The 21,125-nt window shown below is 70.0% G+C and carries 18 protein-coding genes and 1 pseudogene; 15 read left to right on the top strand and 4 right to left on the bottom strand.

Annotation, left to right across the window (positions count from 1 at the left end; all coding sequences use genetic code 11):
* Window positions 1-105 precede the first annotated feature (105 nt).
* Entirely contained in the window at window positions 106-633 is a 528-nt protein-coding gene (locus GPA10_RS41215; RefSeq protein ID WP_246260652.1) for a hypothetical protein, read from the bottom strand.
* Between the two features lie 313 nt (window positions 634-946).
* On the opposite strand from GPA10_RS41215, the gene GPA10_RS41210 reads away from it, so the two are divergent.
* From GPA10_RS41210 to GPA10_RS41200, 3 genes are all read left to right on the top strand, one after another.
* A complete protein-coding gene (locus GPA10_RS41210; protein WP_157169819.1) occupies window positions 947-1,714 on the top strand; it encodes a GntR family transcriptional regulator in 768 nt (255 codons plus the stop codon).
* 25 nt (window positions 1,715-1,739) lie between these two features.
* Entirely contained in the window at window positions 1,740-2,273 is a 534-nt protein-coding gene (locus tag GPA10_RS41205; protein ID WP_157169820.1) for a GNAT family N-acetyltransferase, read from the top strand.
* A gap of 2,617 nt (window positions 2,274-4,890) precedes the next feature.
* Window positions 4,891-5,706 carry a DUF4231 domain-containing protein gene (locus tag GPA10_RS41200; RefSeq protein WP_198351801.1) on the top strand — a complete coding sequence of 272 codons (816 nt, stop codon included), beginning with the start codon at window positions 4,891-4,893 and terminating at the stop codon, window positions 5,704-5,706.
* 25 nt (window positions 5,707-5,731) lie between these two features.
* Here GPA10_RS41200 and GPA10_RS41195 read toward each other — a convergent pair whose 3' ends face one another.
* Window positions 5,732-6,253, bottom strand: a complete 522-nt coding sequence (locus GPA10_RS41195) for a DinB family protein (RefSeq protein ID WP_157169099.1) — start codon at window positions 6,251-6,253, stop codon at window positions 5,732-5,734.
* 29 nt (window positions 6,254-6,282) lie between these two features.
* The gene (locus GPA10_RS41190; protein ID WP_157169100.1) at window positions 6,283-6,984 is read right to left on the bottom strand and encodes a class I SAM-dependent methyltransferase; all 702 of its coding nucleotides are present in this window, start codon (window positions 6,982-6,984) and stop codon (window positions 6,283-6,285) included.
* Window positions 6,985-7,082: 98 nt separating this feature from the next.
* Here GPA10_RS41190 and GPA10_RS41185 point away from each other — a divergent pair, with 98 nt between their 5' ends.
* Entirely contained in the window at window positions 7,083-7,733 is a 651-nt protein-coding gene (locus GPA10_RS41185; RefSeq protein ID WP_157169101.1) for an XRE family transcriptional regulator, read from the top strand.
* Window positions 7,734-7,747: 14 nt separating this feature from the next.
* Here the strand turns inward: GPA10_RS41185 and GPA10_RS41180 are convergent, their stop codons facing one another.
* Complete coding sequence (locus GPA10_RS41180) at window positions 7,748-8,359, bottom strand: 3'-5' exonuclease (RefSeq protein WP_157169102.1); 612 nt, start codon at window positions 8,357-8,359, stop codon at window positions 7,748-7,750.
* 199 nt (window positions 8,360-8,558) lie between these two features.
* Here GPA10_RS41180 and GPA10_RS41175 point away from each other — a divergent pair, with 199 nt between their 5' ends.
* The 11 genes and pseudogenes from GPA10_RS41175 to GPA10_RS43255 all read left to right on the top strand — a co-directional run.
* Window positions 8,559-9,047, top strand: coding sequence for a response regulator (locus GPA10_RS41175; protein WP_079086597.1), 489 nt, complete (start codon window positions 8,559-8,561; stop codon window positions 9,045-9,047).
* A 204-nt stretch (window positions 9,048-9,251) separates the two neighbouring features.
* Window positions 9,252-10,328, top strand: coding sequence for an ArgS-related anticodon-binding protein NrtL (gene nrtL / locus GPA10_RS41170; RefSeq protein WP_343041702.1), 1,077 nt, complete (start codon window positions 9,252-9,254; stop codon window positions 10,326-10,328).
* Between the two features lie 22 nt (window positions 10,329-10,350).
* Window positions 10,351-11,742, top strand: coding sequence for a diaminopimelate decarboxylase (lysA, locus tag GPA10_RS41165; RefSeq protein ID WP_058849585.1), 1,392 nt, complete (start codon window positions 10,351-10,353; stop codon window positions 11,740-11,742).
* 140 nt (window positions 11,743-11,882) lie between these two features.
* Window positions 11,883-13,175 carry a homoserine dehydrogenase gene (locus GPA10_RS41160; RefSeq protein WP_058849584.1) on the top strand — a complete coding sequence of 431 codons (1,293 nt, stop codon included), beginning with the start codon at window positions 11,883-11,885 and terminating at the stop codon, window positions 13,173-13,175.
* Window positions 13,176-13,181: 6 nt separating this feature from the next.
* Complete coding sequence (gene thrC / locus GPA10_RS41155) at window positions 13,182-14,240, top strand: threonine synthase (RefSeq protein WP_058849583.1); 1,059 nt, start codon at window positions 13,182-13,184, stop codon at window positions 14,238-14,240.
* Window positions 14,241-14,495: 255 nt separating this feature from the next.
* Complete coding sequence (gene thrB / locus GPA10_RS41150) at window positions 14,496-15,413, top strand: homoserine kinase (RefSeq protein ID WP_058849582.1); 918 nt, start codon at window positions 14,496-14,498, stop codon at window positions 15,411-15,413.
* Between the two features lie 382 nt (window positions 15,414-15,795).
* On the top strand, window positions 15,796-17,865 hold the full coding sequence (gene rho, locus GPA10_RS41145; RefSeq protein WP_343041703.1) for a transcription termination factor Rho: 2,070 nt from the start codon (window positions 15,796-15,798) through the stop codon (window positions 17,863-17,865).
* Between the two features lie 320 nt (window positions 17,866-18,185).
* Window positions 18,186-19,298 carry an LCP family protein gene (locus GPA10_RS41140; protein ID WP_157169103.1) on the top strand — a complete coding sequence of 371 codons (1,113 nt, stop codon included), beginning with the start codon at window positions 18,186-18,188 and terminating at the stop codon, window positions 19,296-19,298.
* A 206-nt stretch (window positions 19,299-19,504) separates the two neighbouring features.
* On the top strand, window positions 19,505-19,729 hold the full coding sequence (gene rpmE, locus GPA10_RS41135; RefSeq protein ID WP_058849579.1) for a 50S ribosomal protein L31: 225 nt from the start codon (window positions 19,505-19,507) through the stop codon (window positions 19,727-19,729).
* A 105-nt stretch (window positions 19,730-19,834) separates the two neighbouring features.
* Window positions 19,835-20,911, top strand: a complete 1,077-nt coding sequence (prfA, locus tag GPA10_RS41130; RefSeq protein WP_058849578.1) for a peptide chain release factor 1 — start codon at window positions 19,835-19,837, stop codon at window positions 20,909-20,911.
* 39 nt (window positions 20,912-20,950) lie between these two features.
* Window positions 20,951-21,125, top strand: a pseudogene (locus GPA10_RS43255) (peptide chain release factor N(5)-glutamine methyltransferase); the annotation flags it as partial.

Below are 21,125 nucleotides of genomic sequence, written 5' to 3'. Positions count from 1 at the left end.
GGTCTTGCGAGGCGCGGCGGCGCTCCCGCCGTGCCAGAGGCACGGCGGGAGCGGCCGGGGCAGTCACGCGGGCGTACAGCGCGTCGAGCGGGCCCGGGGTGGTCATCAGGCGCCCGCCCGGCGGGCGCGGTGGTGGGCGAGGATCTCGGCGGCGCGGTGGACCGGGCACAGCCGCTCGTACGACTCGCCCGGCTCGGCGCCCCCCAGCGTGATCCCGCCCGTACCCCGGCACGGGCATCCGCCGTCCACCTGCGCCACCGCCGCCACGCCGTTGCGCTGCCGCGCCGCGTCGGTCATCCCGTCCAGCGCGATGCTCCCGCTCGCTGCCTGGTTGGCGAGCAGCAGGCGGCGCGCCTTGGGGAAACGCTGCTCGTGACGTGCCTGAACCCGGGTCGGCACCAAGTTGCTCGCGTTCAGAAGCTGCCAGCCGAGCAGACGCGCGGCCCGGAGCCGCATCTCGTCCACGCCGAGACGCTGTACGCCCTGCGCGATCCAGGCGCGGACCTGCGCGGTGGTGTGATTGCGCTTCTGGTTCGGCATGTCCGAGGCGTACAGCGCCGCAGTCCGCTCCGAGTGCGTCAGGTCAGCCACCTCAACGGCCACGGTGGTTACGTCGGCGGGGGTGTGGGCCATCGTCGTCACGCTTCCTCACCCCAACCCGGGGTGGAGAACGAGCCGAGAACCCGCACCGTGCGGCCCTCTTCCAGCTCCGCACACTGCGGAGCCACGTAGTACACGGGCTCGCTGGACTCGTTCGCGCCCCGTTCGATAACGGATGCATCAGGCATCATGGAGTTGCCCCTTCGAGGGTCGGGGGGCGGCGGCTTTACTTGGCGGTTTGGGCGCCGCCCCCACTGGCTTGAGCCAGTTACTGGCTTGAGCCAGTTGAGCATGTGGGTTCGCGCGACGTCAACCCACTGGCTTGAGCCAGTTGTAGGCTGGTTCCATGACCTCCGCCGAGAGTGCACAACCCGCCAGCAGGCGCATCGCCGATGCGCTGCGCTCAGCCATCGAATCCGGCGAACTCCGCGCCGGTGACAAGCTCCCGTCAGAGCGAGCCCTTGCCGAGCGCTATGGCGCCGCACGCAACACGGCCCGTGAGGCTGTACGCCTGCTTGCCGAGCAGGGGCTTGTGATCGCCCAGCACGGTCGGGGCGTATTCGTCCGCGAACCCCGCCGACTCTTTCGCTTTGGCAGTGATCGCTACTCACTCGCGAACCGAGCCACAGGTTTGACTCCATTCCGTCTTGAAGCCCAGCGGCAGGGAAAAGTCCCGCGCATTGATGTCCCCTCGATCGCCCGAGAGGTGCCGCCCAGAGACGTAGCCGAGAGGCTCGATGTCCCTCCGAATCAGGAGAGCGTCGTACACAGGGAAAATCACTACTTCGCGGACGATGAGCCGGTTCAAATCGTTTCCACCTATGTCCGTTGGGACGAAGCTCAGGGCACGCTCCTTATGGAAGCAAGGAGCGGGCCTAATGGAATTTACGGACGACTCGAAGAACTCGGTCACATCATGACCAATATTCGCGACGAAATTATCGCGCGCATGCCGACTCCACATGAGGCGACCATCCTTGGACTTCAGTCCGGAATCCCCGTGCTTGAAGTTCTGCATACGAGTCTTGACCAGGATGGAGTTCCGTTCGAGGTCTCTCGCTACGTTCACCGCGCCGACCTGACGGGGCTCAAGTATGAGCTGCCTGTGCAGTGACAGCCCGTCGTTGGAAGGAAAGTAGATGACGCATCACGACACCGAACACGAAGTCGCGATTCGGCCCCGCACAAGCGCGGATATCGCTTCAGCCGCTTCGGCACTGGTGGCGGTCCATAGTTCCGATGGTTATCCCGTAGAAGGTGTAGCCCAGCCAGAGGAATGGCTCTCTCCGGCGGGCCTGCTAGCCGCGTGGGTTGCCGTATTAGACGGCCGCACTGTAGGGCATGCCGCTATCGCTCGACCGTCCGGGGAGGAGGCGGTTTCGCTATGGACTAACCGTAGCGGAGCCGATTCGGAAAGTGTGGGCGTACTTGCACGACTCTTCGTTCTCCCCGAGATCAGGGGGCGCTCTGTTGGCGAATCTCTCGTGCAAGCCGCAATGGAATATGCAGGGAATCACGGCCTGCGTTTGGTGCTCGATGTGATGACAAAAGATCACTCGGCAATCCGTCTCTACGAGCGGCTAGGGTGGCAGCAAATCGGGAACATCACTCACCGCTTCGGGGAAGGACAACACATTGACGCTTTGGCCTACGTCTCTCCCGATCGCGCTTGATCGGGGGCACGCGCCTAGGCGCCCCCTTCTCCAGGGTCCGCCACGTCCGCCACGCCGCCACATCGCAGGTCAGGGGCTCGGAAGTGTGGCGGATAGCCGTCGTGTGGCGGATAGCCCCCCAGGTAAAAGCAACGGGGACCGGCCTGCGGCCGGGCGACTTCCGGGCGCCCCCGCCGGGTGAGAGCTCCCGGCCGGACGGCGACCGCTGGCCGACCAGGATCAACCACGGCGTTTCAGGTGGGGGCGTCTCCCTTCTCCAGGGGCCGCTACATCCGCTACGCCGCTACATCGCAGGTCAGAGCCATGATTTCTGTAGCGGACGGCTCGCGTGTAGCGGCTACGCTGCCCCCCCCTTGGAAGGCCGCTACTTCCGCTACTGCCGCTACCGCGCAGGTCAGGGGCATGATCGAGGTAGCGGGAAGGGGGAGCGGTAGCGGCTACCACCCCGCCGCCGCTCCCTCCCAGGGTCCGCCACGGGGCCCTGGTGGGCCCTGCGCCTGTCCGAGGTGCGGAATTTTGCGTCACCTGCGTCATCTGCGTCATTCTCGCTTCTGACCTGCGGGTTCCTGGTGACGCAGACCTTCACCGGTGCGTCACCGGTGACGCAGGCGTCCGTCATCGGTGACGCGGGTGACGCAGAGGCCGCCGTCTGCGTCACCGCTGTTTGAGCAGGTCACAAGCCTTGTGGTGACGCAGTGACGCAGGTGACGCAGGTTTTCCTACTTAGGACAAAGAGAGGGCGTCTGTGCTCTTTCAGAGCGCGAAGAAGGAGCCGCTAGGCGGTGCCGCCGCCCTACGGCAAGAGGAGCACCACGGCGCACGCGTGCTCCTCTTGCCGTAGGGCTCACCACGGCTCTTCAGAGGGGGAGGTGGCCTTGTGCACCGCGATCCGCCCCCCTCTGAAGAGCCGTGGTTGATCCTGGTCGGCCAGCGGTCGCCGTCCGGCCGGGAGCTCCCACCCGGCGGGGGCGCCCGGAAGTCGCCCGGCCGCAGGCCGGTCCCCGTTGCTTTTACCTGGGGGGCTATCCGCCACACGACGGCTATCCGCCACACTTCCGAGCCCCTGACCTGCGATGTGGCGGCGTGGCGGACGTGGCGGACCCTGAGAGGGGGAGGCGGCGGGGTGGTAGCCGCTACCGCTCCCCCTTCCCGCTACCTCGATCATGCCCCTGACCTGCGCGGTAGCGGCAGTAGCGGAAGTAGCGGCCTTCCAAGGGGGGTGGGCTGGTGGGCAGCGTAGCCGCTACACGCGAGCCGTCCGCTACAGAAATCATGGCTCTGACCTGCGATGTAGCGGCGTAGCGGATGTAGCGGCCCCTGGAGAAGGGAGACGCCCCCACCTGAAACGCCGTGGTTGATCCTGGTCGGCCAGCGGTCGCCGTCCGGCCGGGAGCTCCCACCCGGCGGGGGCGCCCGGAAGTCGCCCGGCCGCAGGCCGGTCCTCATTGCCCCCTTTTTCGGTTCGCCTACAGCCACGGCGGGCCCCCTCTACCCCCCTTACCTTGCAGCTCAGAGGGCACTACCCACCCCTCTACCGGGGTAAAGGGCCCCCTCTACTTGGCGCCCGCCACCCTGGTCGCTCCGGTTCGGCCGCACAACACGGTAGATCGGAGCGGCAAGGGCGGGGCCCCCTCTACCTGGCGGTCACCTCTGGGGGTCGCCCTAGCGGTAAGCGGAACCTCTCGCAGCATCGCTCAGGGAGGCAGAGAGACCCCGTGGCATGGGCCCCCAGAGAGAGGTTTCCGAGGCTTGGCCTGCGCGCCTCCCTGTCTCCCCGATCGTTGATCTACGCAGGTCAGGTACAGGGAGGTACCCCAGGGAGGCGCTCAGGGAGAACTCCCCGCCTCCCTGCTCCCTCCCCGTGTGCCTCCCCCCGAAAACGGAAGCTTTCTGGTGCCTTCCTGAGGGCGTGGGGAACTCTCACGGAGGGCCGGTCGACGGGCGTCGACCGTGCGTTGACGGGCGTCGACGTGAGCCACCAGGGTCAGGGCCACTTGTCCCGGGTGTGACGGCCCGCTGTGAGGGCGCGTCACGCCCGCGTTCGCCTAGGGGTTCGGGTGTGACGCGGCCGTCACGTGTGACGGGCCCAACGGCATCACAGCGGCACGGCTGCCCACCACCGGCCCGGCGTGAGCGTGAGGCCCCGTCGACGAGTGCTGGGCAGAGTGTCAGGCCCGTCCGTACGGGGTGTCACGCGACTGGATGCCGGGGAGTTCGCGGCCCGCGAGACGGTGGCACTGGCCAGCGAGGCGCCGTGCGTCAGGTAGCCGTTCGAAGCACCGCAGTCACGACCTTGGGGGGGCGACCGAAGTGCGTCCACCCGAAGGGCGGTCCTTCTTCGCACTATCTGCGATACAGGCGGGCCCGATCGAGACCCGACGTCAAGGAAAGTGCTGGTCAGACGCCAATCACAAGCCTGATTGCGAACGTGCTCCGGAGCCGTGTGCGCAGGTTCGAATCCTGCCGGGGGCACCTCGCAGAAGGTGCCCGGGACCCCGTCTTCAGTGGAAACGCTGAGGGTGGGGTCTTCGCGTATGCGCAGGCGGCTGCCGTCCCGCCGGTGGGGGTTCGCTACTCTCGGGGCAACTTGGGGGTGGAGTTGCTTTCGACTGACCTGATGGACGCAGAGAAGAAGATAATCGATACCGAGAACGCGATGCGGCAGGCCGCGTTCTACAGGCTGGTGTCGCGTATTTGCTTGGTTGTTGTGCCGTTGGCGATTGTGGGCGGCACGGTGGCTGTGGCGGTTTTCGTTGATTATTCTTCCGGAACGTCGGGTCGTGGCGACGCGATAGGCATCGGCGTCCTGGCGCTGCTGTTCGCCTCGGGGATCTCGACAGGGTGGGCCAAGTGGGCCAGCCGAGAGTATGCGGCCGCCTCCGCGAAAATGCGCAAGCTGGAGATCGAGCGGCGTCAATTTCTCGGGTCGACGAGTGATCTGAACGGTGCCGGGGCCGGGTTGGCCGCCGAGTACCGTGAAGAGGTACCCGGCGTCAGGGACGACTATCGGCGGAGTGCCGAACACTATCGGCGCAGGCACAACAGGTTTCAGTTGACCGTCATCGTCGGGTCCATCATGACATCGGTGTGCACCACGGCGGCGGCGGAGCAAGGGGTGTGGAGTTGGCTCGCCGTGGCGTTGAGCGCGCTCGTGAGCATCTCGGCGGGAATCATCTCGTACTTCAAGTTCAGGGAACGGAGCCTCAGCCTTCAGCAGACCGCCGATGCCATTGATCTGGAGTATCAGGCGTACAAGCTCGGGATTCGGCGTTACAAAGGGCTCGATCCCGACGCGGCTTTCGCTGAATTCGCTGAAGAGATCGAGAGGGTTCGGGGGGAGCAGCGGAAGAAGGAGCTGCAGCTGGAGCAGCCGCCGGAGGTGGCGCAGGGGGCGAGAACCCATGCCGCGGCCTCGGCCCCCTCGGCGCCGTGACGTGCCGGCGCGGGGCGTGTGCGCGTCAGCGGCCCGTGGTGCCGTCGATCCGTTCGCGGAGGATGTCCGCGTGGCCCGCGTGGCGGGCCGTTTCCTCGATCATGTGGGCCAGGGTCCAGCGCATGGACGGCGCCGGGGTCCGGCGCGGGGCCCGCGGGGCAGGGCGGGTCAGGTCCGGGCACGCTCCGATCACGCGGTTGGCCTGCTCGATCGTCGCCCGGTAGTCGGCCAGCACGGTCTCGGCGGTGTCGTCCGCGGACGGTCGCATCGTCACGGCCCAGCCGGCGGGCTCCTCGCCCAGGAAGTAGAACCGCTCCACGCACGCCAGGTGCTTGATCAGCCCCAGGAGGCTGGTGCCCGAAGGCACTCCGGCCGTTCGGACCTGAGGCTCCGGCACTCCCGAGGCTTTGGCCGCGATCGAGTTCCGCAGTTGGTCGAGGATGGCCTGTAGGACGGCCCTCTCGGTTTCGGGTTCGGTTTCGGTATTGGTGCCGGGAGTGATTCCGGGGTTGGGTCCGGGGTTCTTCGCGGTGGGCGGTTTCGGCATGGAGTGCTCCTTCGCTGCCCGCTCGGCCGTCAGTTGGGTGCCGTCGTCCGCTGGACCAGCAGGACGTTGTCCACGACGGTCGCGGTCTCGCCCGCGGGGCCCGTCGCCTGGCGGCGGGGCATGTCGGCGCGCAGGACCGACCAGAGGGACGGGCCGAGATCCAGCTCGGCCGCGGTCTCGGCCGGGGTCGGGTAGTGGATGTCGGGGTCCTGGTTCCACGACCAGGGCGCTGTGGACCCGTGGTCGACGATCAGGAGCAGGCCGCCGGGGAGCAGGGCGTGTGCCGCGGCGCGCAGGACTTGGGTGCGAGCCATCGGGAACGGCGTGTGGAAGTACTGCGCGGAGACGAGGTCGTACCGGCCGTCCGGGAAGCTCTCGGACAAGTCGTGCCGCTCGGTGGTGACCCGATCGGCGACCCCGAGTTCATCGGCACGGGCCTGCACCTGCGTGACCGCGGTGCCCGAGATGTCGACGGCGGTGACGTTCCAACCCTGCTGGGCCAGCCAGATGGTGTCGCCGCCCGCACCGCAGCCCAGGTCAAGGGCGGTGCCGGGGCGCAGCACCGCGGCTGTCTCGGCTAGCAGCGGGTTGACGCGCGTGCCCCAGGCCCGGCGAGTGCTGTAGTGGCGCTCCCAGAAGCGGGTGGCGTCCTCGGGGGGACCGTGCCGGTCGTCCGAGGTGCCTGCCGCGGCGGAAGTGTCCCCATCGGCTGACGTGTCTGCGGTGCCCATGTGTGCCGTCCTTCATCGGAGATGTGCTGGTCCCGCCAGCATCCGCACCCCCCTTCCGACCTTGCAAGAAATCTTGCGGATCCGCATCATCGGTGGGCATGGACAACCGCGCAGAAGGCAAACCGGCGGAAGGCAAACCAGCAGTAGGCAACCCCGCCGAAGGCAACCCGGCGCAAGCCGACCCCGCACAGGACGTACTCACCGGCGTCGGCCCCCGCCTCCGCGCCCTGCGCCGCGCCCGCGGCGCCACCCTCGCGGCCCTGGCAGCCGAGACCGGCCTCACGGCCAGCACCCTCTCCCGCCTGGAGACCGGCAAGCTCCGCCCCACACTGGAGCAGCTCCTGCCCCTGGCCCGCGCGCACGGCGTACCGCTCGACGACCTGGTCGCGGCGCCGCCCACCGGCGACCCGCGCGTCCACCTGCGGCCCGTACGGCGGTCCGGCCTGGTCCTCGTACCGCTGACCAGGCGGGCCGGCGGCATCCAGGCGTACAAGGTGATCCACCCGCCCGCGGGCAGGGCGCCGACGACGAAGCTCCAGACCCACGAGGGGTACGAGTGGTTCTACGTCCTCGACGGGAACATCAGATTCGTGCTCGGCGAGCAGGAGTTCCGGCTCGGTGTCGGCGAGGCCGCGGAGTTCGACACCCGCATCCCGCACTGGATCGGCAGCGCCGACAACCGCTCCGCGGAACTGCTCGCCCTGTTCGGCCCGCAGGGGGAGCGCGCGCACCTGACACCGGGGAGCTAGCGGTACGCCATGGCCTAGCGATACCCCTGGAACAAGGCCTCCTCGGCACCGCCCAACGCCCCCACCCCCCGCAGATGCCGCAGCGCCGCCGCGAACGAATGACAGTCGAAGAGCGCCGAATGCTCCCCGCCCGCACCGGGCTTGGGTAGACCGAGGACCTGCCACAGGCGCCCCACGTTGACCGTCGCCGTGGCGGGGGCGACCGCGTTCAGCCACGGCCGCACGTTCACGAAGCCGACCTCCAGGAAGCCGCTCTTCACGGTCTCGCCGCGGGCCCGTGCCCAGCCCACGTTCTCGCCGAGGACCACCATGTCGTTGCCGTACGACAGCACGGACTGCCCCTCGCAGAAGGACAGGAACTCGCCGAGGGCCTCGGCCGGCGGCAGGCCGTCGCGGTCCACCGCCTCCTGGCCGATGCCGGTCAGTTCGGTGAAGTACGGCGAGAGACGCGGGTTCATCACCGGCCTGACCAGCGCCTCGTACTCCTCGACGACCGAGAGGTCGGAGCGCAGCCGCAACGCGCCGATCTGCACGATCTCGCGGAACTGGCCCGGCGCCGACCAGTCCTGCTCCAGGGCGTCCGGCCACGTCGTGAATTCGAGGTCGAAGACAACAAGCGTCGACAAAAGGATCACCTCTCCTTGCTCGACGAGTTCCTTCCCCCTCCGCGCCCGGCTCGTCACCCTTGGCGCCGCTTGGCGGATTCCCGAACGTCCGGGGTGCGCTGGAGCGCTCCGGCGTGTCCCGGAGTACGTGGCCTGCGCATACACCTCCCCGAAGTGCCGTCGCGTTCCGGCCGGGTGGCGCGTTGCGGCTCCCCCGCAAGTGGCAGAAGTAGGCAAAACCCGGACGCGATGGCGGCTCTCGACCTACTCTCGAGTTGTGCCAGGCGCGTCCGGCCGTGTGCTTGTTGTGGACGACAACAAGGTCATCCGGCAACTGATCAGGGTCAATCTCGAGCTGGAGGGCTTCGAGGTCGTGACCGCGGCCGATGGTGCCGAGTGTCTGGATGTCATCCATGAGGTGCGGCCCGACGTCGTGACGCTCGACGTGGTGATGCCGCGCCTCGACGGACTGCGCACGGCGGCGCGACTGCGGTCCGATCCGCGTACGAGGGACGTCCCGCTCGTCGTCGTCAGCGCCTGTACGCAGTACGAGGTGGAGGCGGGCAGCGAGGTGGGCGTGGACGCGTTCCTGGCGAAGCCGTTCGAGCCCGCGGAGCTCCTCGGGATCGTGCGCGACCTGGTCGACCGCGGCACCGACGACCCCCTCGACCGCAGCCCCGACCCCTCCACGGTCCCGGGCCACCCGTAGACCGTCGGGCCCCGGCCCCTGTCCGTCGGCCCCGCCCCTGTCCGTCGGCCCCCTGTCCGTCAGCCCCGGCAGCGCACCCGTCGAAGGTCCCGGCCCACCCCCTGGTCGGAAACCCCTGAGCAGCGCACCCGTCGAGGGCCCTGGCCCACCCCCAGGTCCGAAACCCCAGAGCAGCGCACCCCCGCCCTCCCATACCCTTGTCCCGTGACCCCCGAAGAGCTCTCCCGCACCGCACTGCGCGCCCTGCGCCGTGCGGTGGACGCCGGAGAGCTCACAGCCCGTGTCCCGGAGCGCGCCCACATCGAGCGCCCCCGCCCCGGCGGCACCGGCGACTACGCCACGAACCTCGCCCTCCGCATCGCCCGCGAGGCCGGCGCACCGCCCCTCGGCATCGCCGAGATCCTCTCGGCCCGCCTGGCCGCCGAGCCCGGCATCGCCCGCACCGACGTCACCGGACCCGGCTTCCTCAGCATCACCCTCGACGACGACGGCGGAGCAGGCCTCGTACGGCGCATCCGGGACGACGGCGAGCGCTACGGCCACGCCGCCGCGGACACCGGCGCCCTCGCCCAGCTGCACACCCCGTACGACCCGCGGGCCCTGGTCGTCGCCGACGCCACCCGCCGCCTGCTCCGCTTCCAGGGCGTCCGCGTCCGCGTCACCTGCGCCGCCGCCCCCGCCAAGGCCTGGCAGGACATCCTCGGCATCCGCGTGGACGGACACGGCGAGCCCCCGGCCCCCCTGACCACGCTGCGCCCCGTCCCGGCCCCCGGCTCTCCGGACCCCCTCGCCCTCGGCCGCGACGCCGCCCGCTGGGCCCTGCTGCACCCGGCGCCGCACGACCGCCCCCGCACCGGCGACGAACACCTCGCCCAGCGCGAGTCGAACCCCCTGTTCCGCGTCCGCTACGCCCACGCCCGCACCCGCGCCCTCACCCGCAACGCCGCCGACCTGGGCTTCACCGCGACCCCCGGCCCCCTGGGCCCGGACACCGCCGCCCACGCGGCCGCGGACGCTCCCGTGCACCCCCTCCTCTCCGCCCTGGGCGACCACCCCACCGTCCTGGCCACCGCCGCCCACCGGCACGCCCCGGACCGCCTGACCCGGCATCTCGTCCGGATCGCCGACGCGTTCCTCGCGCAGGCGCACACCGTGCTGCCGCTCGGCGACGAGAAACCCTCGGCCGCCCATCGCGCCCGGCTCGCGCTCGCCGAAGCCGCCGGGACGGTGCTCGCCGGCGGCCTGTCCCTGCTCGGCATCAGCGCGCCCGCACACTTGTGAGACGAGAAGAGTCAGAAGAGCCATGAGCCGTTCCGCCCACCCCGCAGGACCCCGCCACGGTGACGTCCTCCCCGAGGGCCACTACACCGCTCCGCCCACCGACCTCAACGCCCTCGACCCCAAGGTCTGGTCCCGGACCGTCACCCGGACACCCGACGGCAAGGTCACCGTCGGCGGTATGGAAGTCTCCCGGCTCGCCGAGGAGTTCGGCACGCCCGCCTACTTCCTCGACGAGGAGGACTTCCGGGCCCGCTGCCGGGCATGGCGCGACGCCTTCGGCGCCGACGCCGACGTCTTCTACGCGGGCAAGGCCTTCCTGTCCCGGGCCGTCGTGCGCTGGCTGCACGAGGAGGGCCTCAACCTCGACGTGTGCTCGGGCGGCGAGCTGACGACCGCCCTGGACGCGGGCATGCCCGCCGAGCGCATCGCCTTCCACGGCAACAACAAGACGCCGGAAGAGATCGAGCGCGCGGTGGCCGCGGGCGTCGGCCACATCGTGCTCGACTCCTTCCAGGAGATCGTGCGGGTCGCCCACATCGCCGACCGGCTCGGCACGCGGCAGCGCGTACAGATCCGGGTGACGGTAGGCGTCGAGGCGCACACCCACGAGTTCATCGCCACCGCGCACGAGGACCAGAAGTTCGGCATCGCGCTCGCCGGGGGAGAGGCCGCCGAAGCCGTGCGGCGGGCGCTGAAGCTCGACGGTCTCGAGCTCGTCGGCATCCACAGCCACATCGGATCGCAGATCTTCGACACGGCGGGCTTCGAGGTCGCCGCGCGCCGCGTGGTGTCCCTGCTCGCCGAGATCCGCGACGAGCACGGCGTCGAACTCCCCGAGATCGACCTCGGCGGCGGCCTCGGCATCGCGTACACCTCGGCCGACGACCCGCGGGAACCGCACGAGATCGCCGAGGCACTGAACGACATCGTCACGCGCGAGTGCGCTGCGGCCGGGCTCGCGGTGCCGCGCATCTCGGTCGAGCCGGGCCGCGCCATCGTCGGCCCGACGGCCTTCACACTGTACGAAGTGGGGACCATCAAGCCGCTCGAAGGACTGCGTACGTACGTCTCGGTGGACGGCGGCATGTCCGACAACATCCGTACGGCGCTCTACGACGCCGAGTACAGCGTCGCCCTGGTCTCGCGCTCCTCCGACGCCGAGCCGATGCTCGTCCGCGTGGTCGGCAAGCACTGCGAGAGCGGCGACATCGTCGTGCGCGACGCCTTCCTGCCCGCCGACCTCGCGCCGGGCGACCTGATCGCCGTACCCGCGACCGGCGCCTACTGCCGTTCGATGGCCAGCAACTACAACCACGCGCTCCGGCCCCCGGTCGTGGCGGTCAGGGAGGGCGCGGGCCGCGTCATCGTGCGGCGCGAGACGGAAGAGGATCTGCTGCGGCTCGACGTCGGGTGACTTCCGGCACATCCCGGCGCGCCCCGGCACAGCTGAATCGGTTCGTGGAACGAATGTCTCACGATCCGGACTATGGTCAGAAACACCGTTTGGGTGGGTGAGACTGGACCCACCGTACTTGGAGAAGGAAACGAGGTCGGATGATGCGTACGCGTCCGCTGAAGGTGGCGCTGCTGGGCTGTGGGGTTGTCGGCTCAGAGGTGGCGCGCATCATGACGACGCACTCCGAAGACCTCGCGGCCAGGATCGGCGCCCCGGTGGAGCTCGCCGGGGTCGCCGTCCGCCGCCCCTCCAAGGTGCGCGCGGGCATCGACCAGGCCCTGGTGACGACGGACGCGACCGCGCTGGTCAAACGCGGTGACATCGACGTGGTCGTCGAGGTCATCGGCGGCATCGAGCCCGCAAGGACCCTCATCACCACCGCGTTCGAGCACGGCGCCTCCGTGGTCTCCGCGAACAAGGCGCTCATCGCCCAGGACGGCGAGGCCCTGCACGCCGCGGCCGAGCAGCACGGCCGCGACCTCTACTACGAGGCCGCCGTCGCCGGCGCGATCCCGCTGATCAGGCCGCTGCGCGAGTCCCTCGCCGGCGACAAGGTGAACCGCGTCCTCGGCATCGTGAACGGGACGACGAACTTCATCCTGGACAAGATGGACTCCACCGGCGCGGGTTACCAGGAGGCCCTCGACGAGGCCACCGCCCTCGGCTACGCGGAGGCCGACCCGACGGCCGACGTGGAGGGCTTCGACGCGGCCGCGAAGGCCGCGATCCTCGCCGGTATCGCCTTCCACACCCGGGTGCGCCTCGACGACGTCTACCGCGAGGGCATGACCGAGGTCACCGCCGCCGACTTCGCGTCCGCGAAGCGCATGGGCTGCACGATCAAGCTGCTCGCCATCTGCGAGCGGGCCGCCGACGGCGAGTCCGTCACCGCGCGCGTGCACCCCGCGATGATCCCGCTCAGCCACCCGCTGGCGAGCGTCCGCGAGGCGTACAACGCCGTCTTCGTGGAGGCCGAGGCCGCGGGACAGCTGATGTTCTACGGGCCCGGCGCGGGCGGCGCGCCCACCGCGTCCGCCGTCCTCGGCGACCTCGTCGCGGTCTGTCGCAACAAGCTCGGCGAGGCCACCGGACCCGGCGACTCCGCGTACACGCGGCTGCCCGTGAGCTCCATGGGCGCGGTCGTCACGCGGTACCACATCAGCCTCGACGTGGCCGACAAGCCGGGCGTGCTCGCCCAGGTCGCGACGGTCTTCGCCGAGCACGGCGTATCGATCGATACGGTCCGTCAGACGGGCAAGGACGGCGAGGCCTCCCTCGTCGTCGTCACCCACCGTGCGCCCGACGCCGCCCTCACCGGCACCGTCGAGGCGTTGCGCCGACTCGACACCGTGCGCGGTGTCGCCAGCATCATGCGGGTTGAAGGGGAGTAAGCAGCAATGACCCACCAGTGGCGCGGAATCATCGAGGAGTACCGGGACCGCCTCCCGGTCTCCGGCACCACGCCGGTCGTCACGCTCCGCGAGGGCGGTACGCCGCTCGTGCCCGCGACGGTGCTCTCCGAGCGCACCGGGTGCGAGGTCCACCTCAAGGTCGAGGGCGCGAACCCGACGGGGTCCTTCAAGGACCGCGGCATGACCATGGCGATCACCAAGGCCAAGGAGGAGGGCGCGCAGGCCGTCATCTGCGCCTCCACCGGCAACACGTCGGCGTCCGCCGCGGCCTACGCCGTACGCGCCGGGATGGTCTGCGCCGTCCTGGTGCCGCAGGGCAAGATCGCCCTCGGCAAGATGGGCCAGGCGCTCGTCTACGGCTCGAAGATCCTCCAGGTGGACGGCAACTTCGACGACTGCCTGAACCTGGCCCGCGGCCTCTCCGAGAACTACCCGGTGGCGCTGGTCAACTCGGTCAACCCGTTCCGGATCGAGGGCCAGAAGACGGCGTCCTTCGAGATCGTGGACGCCCTCGGCGACGCGCCCGACATCCATGTCCTGCCGGTCGGCAACGCGGGCAACATCACGGCCTACTGGAAGGGCTACAAGGAGTACGCGGCCGACTCGGTGTCGACGCGCACGCCGCGGATGTGGGGCTTCCAGGCCTCCGGCTCCGCGCCCATCGTGCGCGGCGAGATCGTCAAGGACCCCTCGACGATCGCCACCGCGATTCGCATCGGCAACCCCGCGTCGTGGCAGCACGCGCTCGCCGCGCGGGACGAGTCGGACGGCTTCATCGACGAGGTGACGGACCGTGAGATCCTGCGCGCCTACAAGCTGTTGGCCGCGCAGGAGGGCGTCTTCGTCGAGCCCGCGTCCGCCGCGTCGGTGGCGGGCCTGCTGAAGGCCGCCGAGCAGGGCAAGGTCGACAGGGGCCAGCGCATCGTCTGCACGGTCACCGGCAACGGCCTGAAGGACCCGGACTGGGCCGTCGCGGGCGCCCCGCAGCCGGTCACGGTCCCGGTCGACGCGGCCGCCGCGGCGGAGCGCCTGGGCCTGGCGTAACACGCAAACCTCGCAACTCCGTACAGGGGTGGCACAGGGGGCTCGCGACACGCATCGTGCGCCTCCTGTGCGCCCTATGTCGCCACAGAACCTTCCTTCGATAGGCTGTGGTGAACCCACCCCGACGCATATGCCGCCGCATATGCCACGGTGCCGCCCGCAGAGGCGGCCCCGGGGTGCTGTCCCTCGCCGGACGAGCGTCGGCCGAGGCGGCAAGTCCTCCACACATCGCAGCTCAAGGAGAGTCATCGAGCGATGGCCGGTCCCGCGTTCCGCGCCGCCGCCGTCAGGGTGCGCACGCCCGCCACCAGCGCAAACCTGGGGCCGGGCTTCGACGCCCTCGGCTTGTCCCTCGGGCTCTACGACGATGTGGTGGTCCGCGTCTCCGACTCCGGGCTGCATGTCGACATCGCGGGTGAGGGCAGCGACTCCCTGCCCCGCGACGAGTCGCATCTGCTCGTGCGGTCCCTGCGCACCGCCTTCGACCTGCTCGGCGGTCAGCCGCGCGGCCTGGAGATCGTCTGCGCCAACCGCATCCCGCACGGCCGCGGCCTCGGCTCCTCGTCCGCCGCCATCTGCGCCGGCATCGTCGCCGCCCGCGCGGTCACCATAGGCGGCGACAGCAAGCTCGACGACACGGCGCTCCTGGAGCTCGCCACCGAGATCGAGGGCCACCCCGACAATGTCGCGGCCTGTCTGCTCGGCGGTTTCACGCTCTCCTGGATGGACGGCTCCGCTGCCCGCGCCATCAGGATGGATCCCGCTGATTCCATCGTTCCGGTGGTTTTCGTCCCCGGAAAGCCCGTGCTCACCGAAACCGCCCGCGGACTGCTGCCGCGCACCGTCCCGCACGTGGACGCGGCCGCCAACGCGGGCCGGGCGGCCCTGCTCGTCGAGGCCCTGACCAGGCGCCCCGAGCTGCTGCTGCCCGCCACCGAGGACCGCCTGCACCAGGAGTACCGCGCCCCCGCCATGCCGGAGAGCGCCGCCCTGGTGGAGCGCCTGCGCGCCGACGGCGTGCCCGCGGTGATCTCCGGCGCGGGGCCCACGGTCCTCGCGCTGGCCGAGGACAGTGCGGCCGACAAGGTCGCACGACTGGCGGGGGAGGGCTGGGCGGCCAATCGTCTGGCGCTCGACGCCACCGGCGCGAGCGTGCTGCCGCTGGCGCCCTGACGGGCGGCGGCACACGCGGTGTCCGGATTTGGAGAGGGGGAATGTTTGTTGGATCCGGTAGTGTTAACCTCAAGTCTGCACCCGACCCCACCATGGCGAGGTGCTTTGTGTCCCCGTCCGGGACATCCATCCTTCCGGGAGCCTCCCAAACTGCTCTGTGCATCGCACTGAGCGGTGCCGAGCACGCTCCGGAACCGGCGTGACCGAGCCGAGTGACCACCGCACCTCAGTGGCCCGGCATCGGGAAACGCCACATCTGTGAATTCTTCCGCCGCGTTGGCGGACCACCGCCCCGGCACGGTCCACACACCAAGGATCGCCGGACAGCACAACCGGTCGCCGAGCCAGACAGGCCGACGTCCGCTCCAGGGAAGGACCCTTCGTGAGCGACACCACCGATCTGATGGGCGTGACTGCCGACACGCCCGCCACGGACGCCTCTGCGGCGCCTGCCACCGGTGCTTCGGCCGGGTCCCGGCGGCGCCGCGGCACCGGCCTCGAGGGCATGGTGCTGGCCGAACTGCAGCAGGTCGCATCGGGCCTCGGAATCAAGGGCACCGCGCGGATGCGCAAGAGCCAGCTGATCGAGGTCATCAAGGAGGCGCAGGCCGCGGGCGGCGCCCCGGCCAAGAGCGCCCCGGCCGCCGCGGACGCCGAGGCCAAGCCGAAGCGCCGCGCCACCTCGCGGGCGCGCACCGGCGACAGTGCCGACAAGGCCGCCGCGACCAAGCCCGCCAAGGCCGAGGAGGCCCCGGCCGAGCAGCCCAAGGCCGCCCAGCAGCAGATCGACATCCCCGGCCAGCCGGCCCCCAAGCTCTCCGCTCCGCTCGAACAGGGAAGTGCCCCCCTCGACGACAAGTCCGGCAGCCGCGGCCGGCGCCGCGTCACCGCCGAGGCCGGCAGCCCCGAGACCGTGACCGCCGAGGCCAAGGCCCAGGGCGACACCAAGGTGGCCGACACCCGGACGGAGCAGGCCGACAAGGCCGAGAAGAACGACCGCGGCGACCGCGGCGACAAGGGCGACTCGGACGGCGGCGAGGGCCGCCAGGGCCGCCGTGACCGGCAGGGCCGCGGCCGTGACCGCGAGCGCGACCGTGACCGCCGCGGCAACAAGGGCGACGACCAGCAGGGCGGCGGCAACCGCAAGGAGCAGGGCGGCCGCCAGGACCGGCAGCAGCGCGACAACGGCCCGCAGGACGACTTCGACGACGACGGCAGTGGCCGCCGCGGCCGTCGGGGCCGGTACCGCGACCGCCGCGGACGCCGCGGCCGCGACGACTTCGCGGGCGAGCCGCAGGTGTCCGAGGACGACGTCCTGATCCCGGTCGCGGGCATCCTGGACATCCTCGACAACTACGCGTTCATCCGTACGTCGGGCTACCTCCCCGGCCCGAACGACGTCTACGTCTCGCTGGCCCAGGTCCGCAAGAACGGCCTGCGCAAGGGCGACCACGTCACCGGCGCGGTGCGCCAGCCCAAGGACGGCGAGCGCCGCGAGAAGTTCAACGCGCTCGTCCGCCTGGACTCGCAGAACGGCATGGCGCCCGAATCCGGGCGCGGGCGGCCGGAGTTCAACAAGCTGACGCCCCTCTACCCGCAGGACAGGCTCCGTCTGGAGACCGACCCGGGCGTGCTCACCACCCGCATCATCGACCTCGTCGCGCCGATCGGTAAGGGCCAGCGCGGTCTGATCGTGGCCCCGCCGAAGACCGGCAAGACCATGATCATGCAGGCGATCGCCAACGCGATCACGCACAACAACCCCGAGTGCCACCTGATGGTCGTCCTGGTCGACGAGCGTCCGGAAGAGGTCACCGACATGCAGCGGTCGGTGAAGGGCGAGGTCATCTCCTCGACCTTCGACCGTCCCGCCGAGGACCACACCACGGTCGCCGAGCTCGCCATCGAGCGCGCCAAGCGCCTGGTGGAGCTGGGTCACGACGTGGTCGTCCTGCTCGACTCCATCACCCGTCTGGGCCGCGCCTACAACCTGGCGGCGCCGGCGTCCGGGCGCATCCTCTCCGGTGGTGTCGACTCGACCGCGCTGTACCCGCCCAAGCGCTTCTTCGGCGCCGCGCGCAACATCGAGGACGGCGGCTCGCTGACCATCCTCGCGACGGCGCTCGTGGACACCGGCTCGCGCATGGACGAGGTCATCTTCGAGGAGTTCAAGGGCACCGGCAACGCCGAGCTCAAGCTCGACCGGAAGCTCGCCGACAAGCGCATCTTCCCGGCGGTGGACGTCGACGCGTCCGGCACCCGCAAGGAAGAGATCCTGCTCGGCAGCGACGAGCTGGCCATCACCTGGAAGCTGCGCCGTGTGCTGCACGCGCTCGACCAGCAGCAGGCCATCGAGCTCCTGCTCGACAAGATGAAGCAGACGAAGTCGAACGCCGAGTTCCTGCTCCAGATCCAGAAGACCACGCCGACGCCGGGCAACGGCAACGACTGATCTGGCGCCTGCGCCTCGTGCAGGTGAGCGGAAGGGGCCGGTCCCGTCTGACGACGGGACCGGCCCCTTCCGTTTGTAGAGACCTTGCCCACACAGAGAAGACTCGCCCGCCGTCACTGGCGGTAGCGCTGCGCTGTATGAAAGTGCAGGTGGGGGGCCAAAAGTACTAGACGGCCCGCACAGAGCGTAGTGGTCGGTACCCGGGGCGCACACAGAGTGCTATGCAACCCTTCTTTCGGATTTCACGTCTGACAAGTGACGGAAAGCCACGCCTGACCCTGAAAGCAGGGGGTACCCGACCGACCAGGACTGAGGAGCGCATGACTGACGAGAGCAGGGCCGCCGACGCGCCGAGGCGCGGCAGGCGCGGCCGTCGTCGCAAGCCGCGCAGCAAGCGCAAGAAGGCGCTCGTCATCACGGCCTGGACCGCCGCGGGTGTGGCCGTCCTCGGGGGGACCGGCCTCGGCTACGTCTATTTCAAGCTCAACGGCAACATCAAGGGCGTGGACATCAACGCCGCCCTCGGCACGGACCGCCCGGCGAACGTCGACAACGGCTCCCAGGACATCCTCGTCCTCGGCTCCGACTCGCGTTCCGGCAAGAACTCCAAGTACGGCAAGGACGAGGGCGCCGCCCGCTCGGACACGGCGATGATCGTGCACGTGTACAAGGGCCACAAGAAGGCCAGCGTGGTCTCCATACCCCGCGACACCCTCATCACCCGGCCCGAGTGCCCCGCCAAGGACGGCGGCACCGACCGGGGCGGGCAGCGACAGATGTTCAACACGGCGTACGAGGTGGGCGGCCCGGCCTGTGCCGTCAAGACCGTCGAGAAGATGTCCGGCATCCGCATGGACCACTATGTGGAAGTCGACTTCACGGGCTTCAAGAAGCTCATCGACACCCTCGGCGGTGTGGAGATCACCTCCAAGAAGGCCATCCACGACAAGGACAGCCACCTCGACCTGGAGGCCGGCACCCACCAGCTCTCCGGTGAGCAGGCCCTCGGTCTCGTCCGCACCCGGCACGGCGTCGGGGACGGCAGCGACCTCGGCCGCATCCAGCTCCAGCAGGCCTTCATCAAGGCCCTCATGAACCAGGTCAAGGACGTCGACCTGTTCGGCAACCCGAAGAAGCTGTACGACCTCGCCGACTCCGCGACCAGTGCCATCACCACCGACTCCGAACTGGACTCGGTCAAGGACCTGTACGGCTTCGCGGGCGGCCTCAAGGGCATCGGCTCCGGCGACATGAAGATGGTCACGCTGCCCATCCAGTACGACCCTGCCGACCCCAACCGCGTACTGCCCCTGGAGGAGGCCGACCAGCAGGTCTGGGACGCTCTCCGCGAGGACCGGCCGATCCCGAAGTCCGCCACCGAGAAGTCGGCCGGCGACAAGGGCAACGCGGGCGAGGTCGTCACCAGCGACTGACTCCCGCACCGGCGGCTCACCGCCGCACCGGCGCCGGACCCCGCTCCGGCGCGCCGGAGCCCCGCCGGGCAGGGCCGGGAATACTTCCGGCCCGACCCCGGTTTGGGCAGATGCGACCAGTCCTGGCAGACTGGTACGTCGGCCCCGGTTCACGCATCCGCATCCCGCGCCTGCGACCCGGTGCCCTCCCGAAACTAGGAGACACCTTGAAGCGCGACATCCACCCCGAGTACGTCGAGACGCAGGTCAGCTGCACCTGTGGCGCGTCGTTCACCACCCGCAGCACGATCTCCGGCGGCAGCATCCGCGCCGAGGTCTGCTCCGAGTGCCACCCGTTCTACACGGGCAAGCAGAAGATCCTCGACACCGGTGGCCGTGTGGCCCGCTTCGAGGCCCGCTTCGGCAAGGCTGCCGGCTCCGCCAAGAAGTAGCGAGCCATCCGCGCCGGTCTCCGGCCGCCCCGCACCGGGCGGCCGGGACCGGCGTTTGCCGTCCCGCAGCCCCTTCACGAAGACACACAGGAGCAGGAGCCCCCGATGTTCGAGGCGGTCGAGGAACTGGTCGGCGAGCACGCCGACCTGGAGAAGAAGCTCGCCGACCCTTCGGTCCACGCCGATCAGGCCAACGCGCGCAAGCTCAACAAGCGCTATGCCGAGCTGACGCCGATCGTCTCGACATACCGCACCTACAAGCGCCTCGGCGACGACATCGAGACGGCGCGTGAGTTCGCCGCGGACGATCCGGACTTCGCCGCCGAGGTCAAGGAGCTCGACAAGCAGCGCGACGAGGTCACCGAGAAGCTGCGCCTGCTGCTCGTCCCGCGCGACCCGAGCGACGACAAGGACGTCATCCTGGAGGTCAAGGCAGGTGCGGGCGGCGACGAGTCCGCGCTGTTCGCCGGCGACCTGCTGCGCATGTATCTGCGCTACGCCGAGCGCGTCGGCTGGAAGACCGAGATCATCGACGCCACCGAGTCCGAGCTGGGCGGCTACAAGGACGTCCAGGTCGCCGTGAAGACCAAGGGCGGCCAGGGCGCCACCGAGCCCGGCCAGGGCGTCTGGGCGCGCCTGAAGTACGAGGGCGGCGTGCACCGCGTGCAGCGGGTTCCGGCCACCGAGTCCCAGGGCCGCATCCACACCTCCGCGGCCGGTGTCCTGGTGACGCCGGAGGCCGAGGAGATCGACGTCGAGATCAACCCGAACGACCTGCGGATCGACGTCTACCGCTCCTCGGGGCCCGGCGGGCAGTCCGTCAACACCACGGACTCCGCCGTCCGCATCACCCACGTCCCCACCGGCGTAGTCGCCTCCTGCCAGAACGAGAAGAGCCAGCTCCAGAACAAGGAGCAGGCGATGCGTATCCTGCGCTCCAGGCTGCTCGCCGCGGCGCAGGAGGAGGCGGAGAAGGAGGCGGCGGACGCCCGGCGCAGCCAGGTCCGCACCGTCGACCGCTCCGAGAAGATCCGGACGTACAACTTCCCGGAGAACCGCATCTCCGACCACCGTGTCGGCTTCAAGGCGTACAACTTGGACCAGGTGCTCGACGGCGAACTCGACGCGGTCATCCAGGCCTGCGTCGACGCGGACTCCGCCGCGAAGCTCGCCGCCGCCTGACGCCCCGCACAAGACCCGTACGACGCCCCGGAGGACAGCGTGAACCTGCTGCTCGCGGAAGTGGCCCAGGCCACCCAGCGGCTGGCCGACGCCGGCGTGCCCTCGCCGCGCAACGACGCGGAGGAACTCGCCGCCTTCGTGCACGGCGTGAAGCGGGGCGAGCTGCACTCCGTCAAGGACGCCGACTTCGACGCCCGCTACTGGGAGACGATCG

The organism is Streptomyces typhae, assembly GCF_009755605.1.
Lineage (GTDB): Bacteria > Actinomycetota > Actinomycetes > Streptomycetales > Streptomycetaceae > Streptomyces > Streptomyces typhae.
This window is presented reverse-complemented; position numbering and strand designations above follow the sequence as displayed.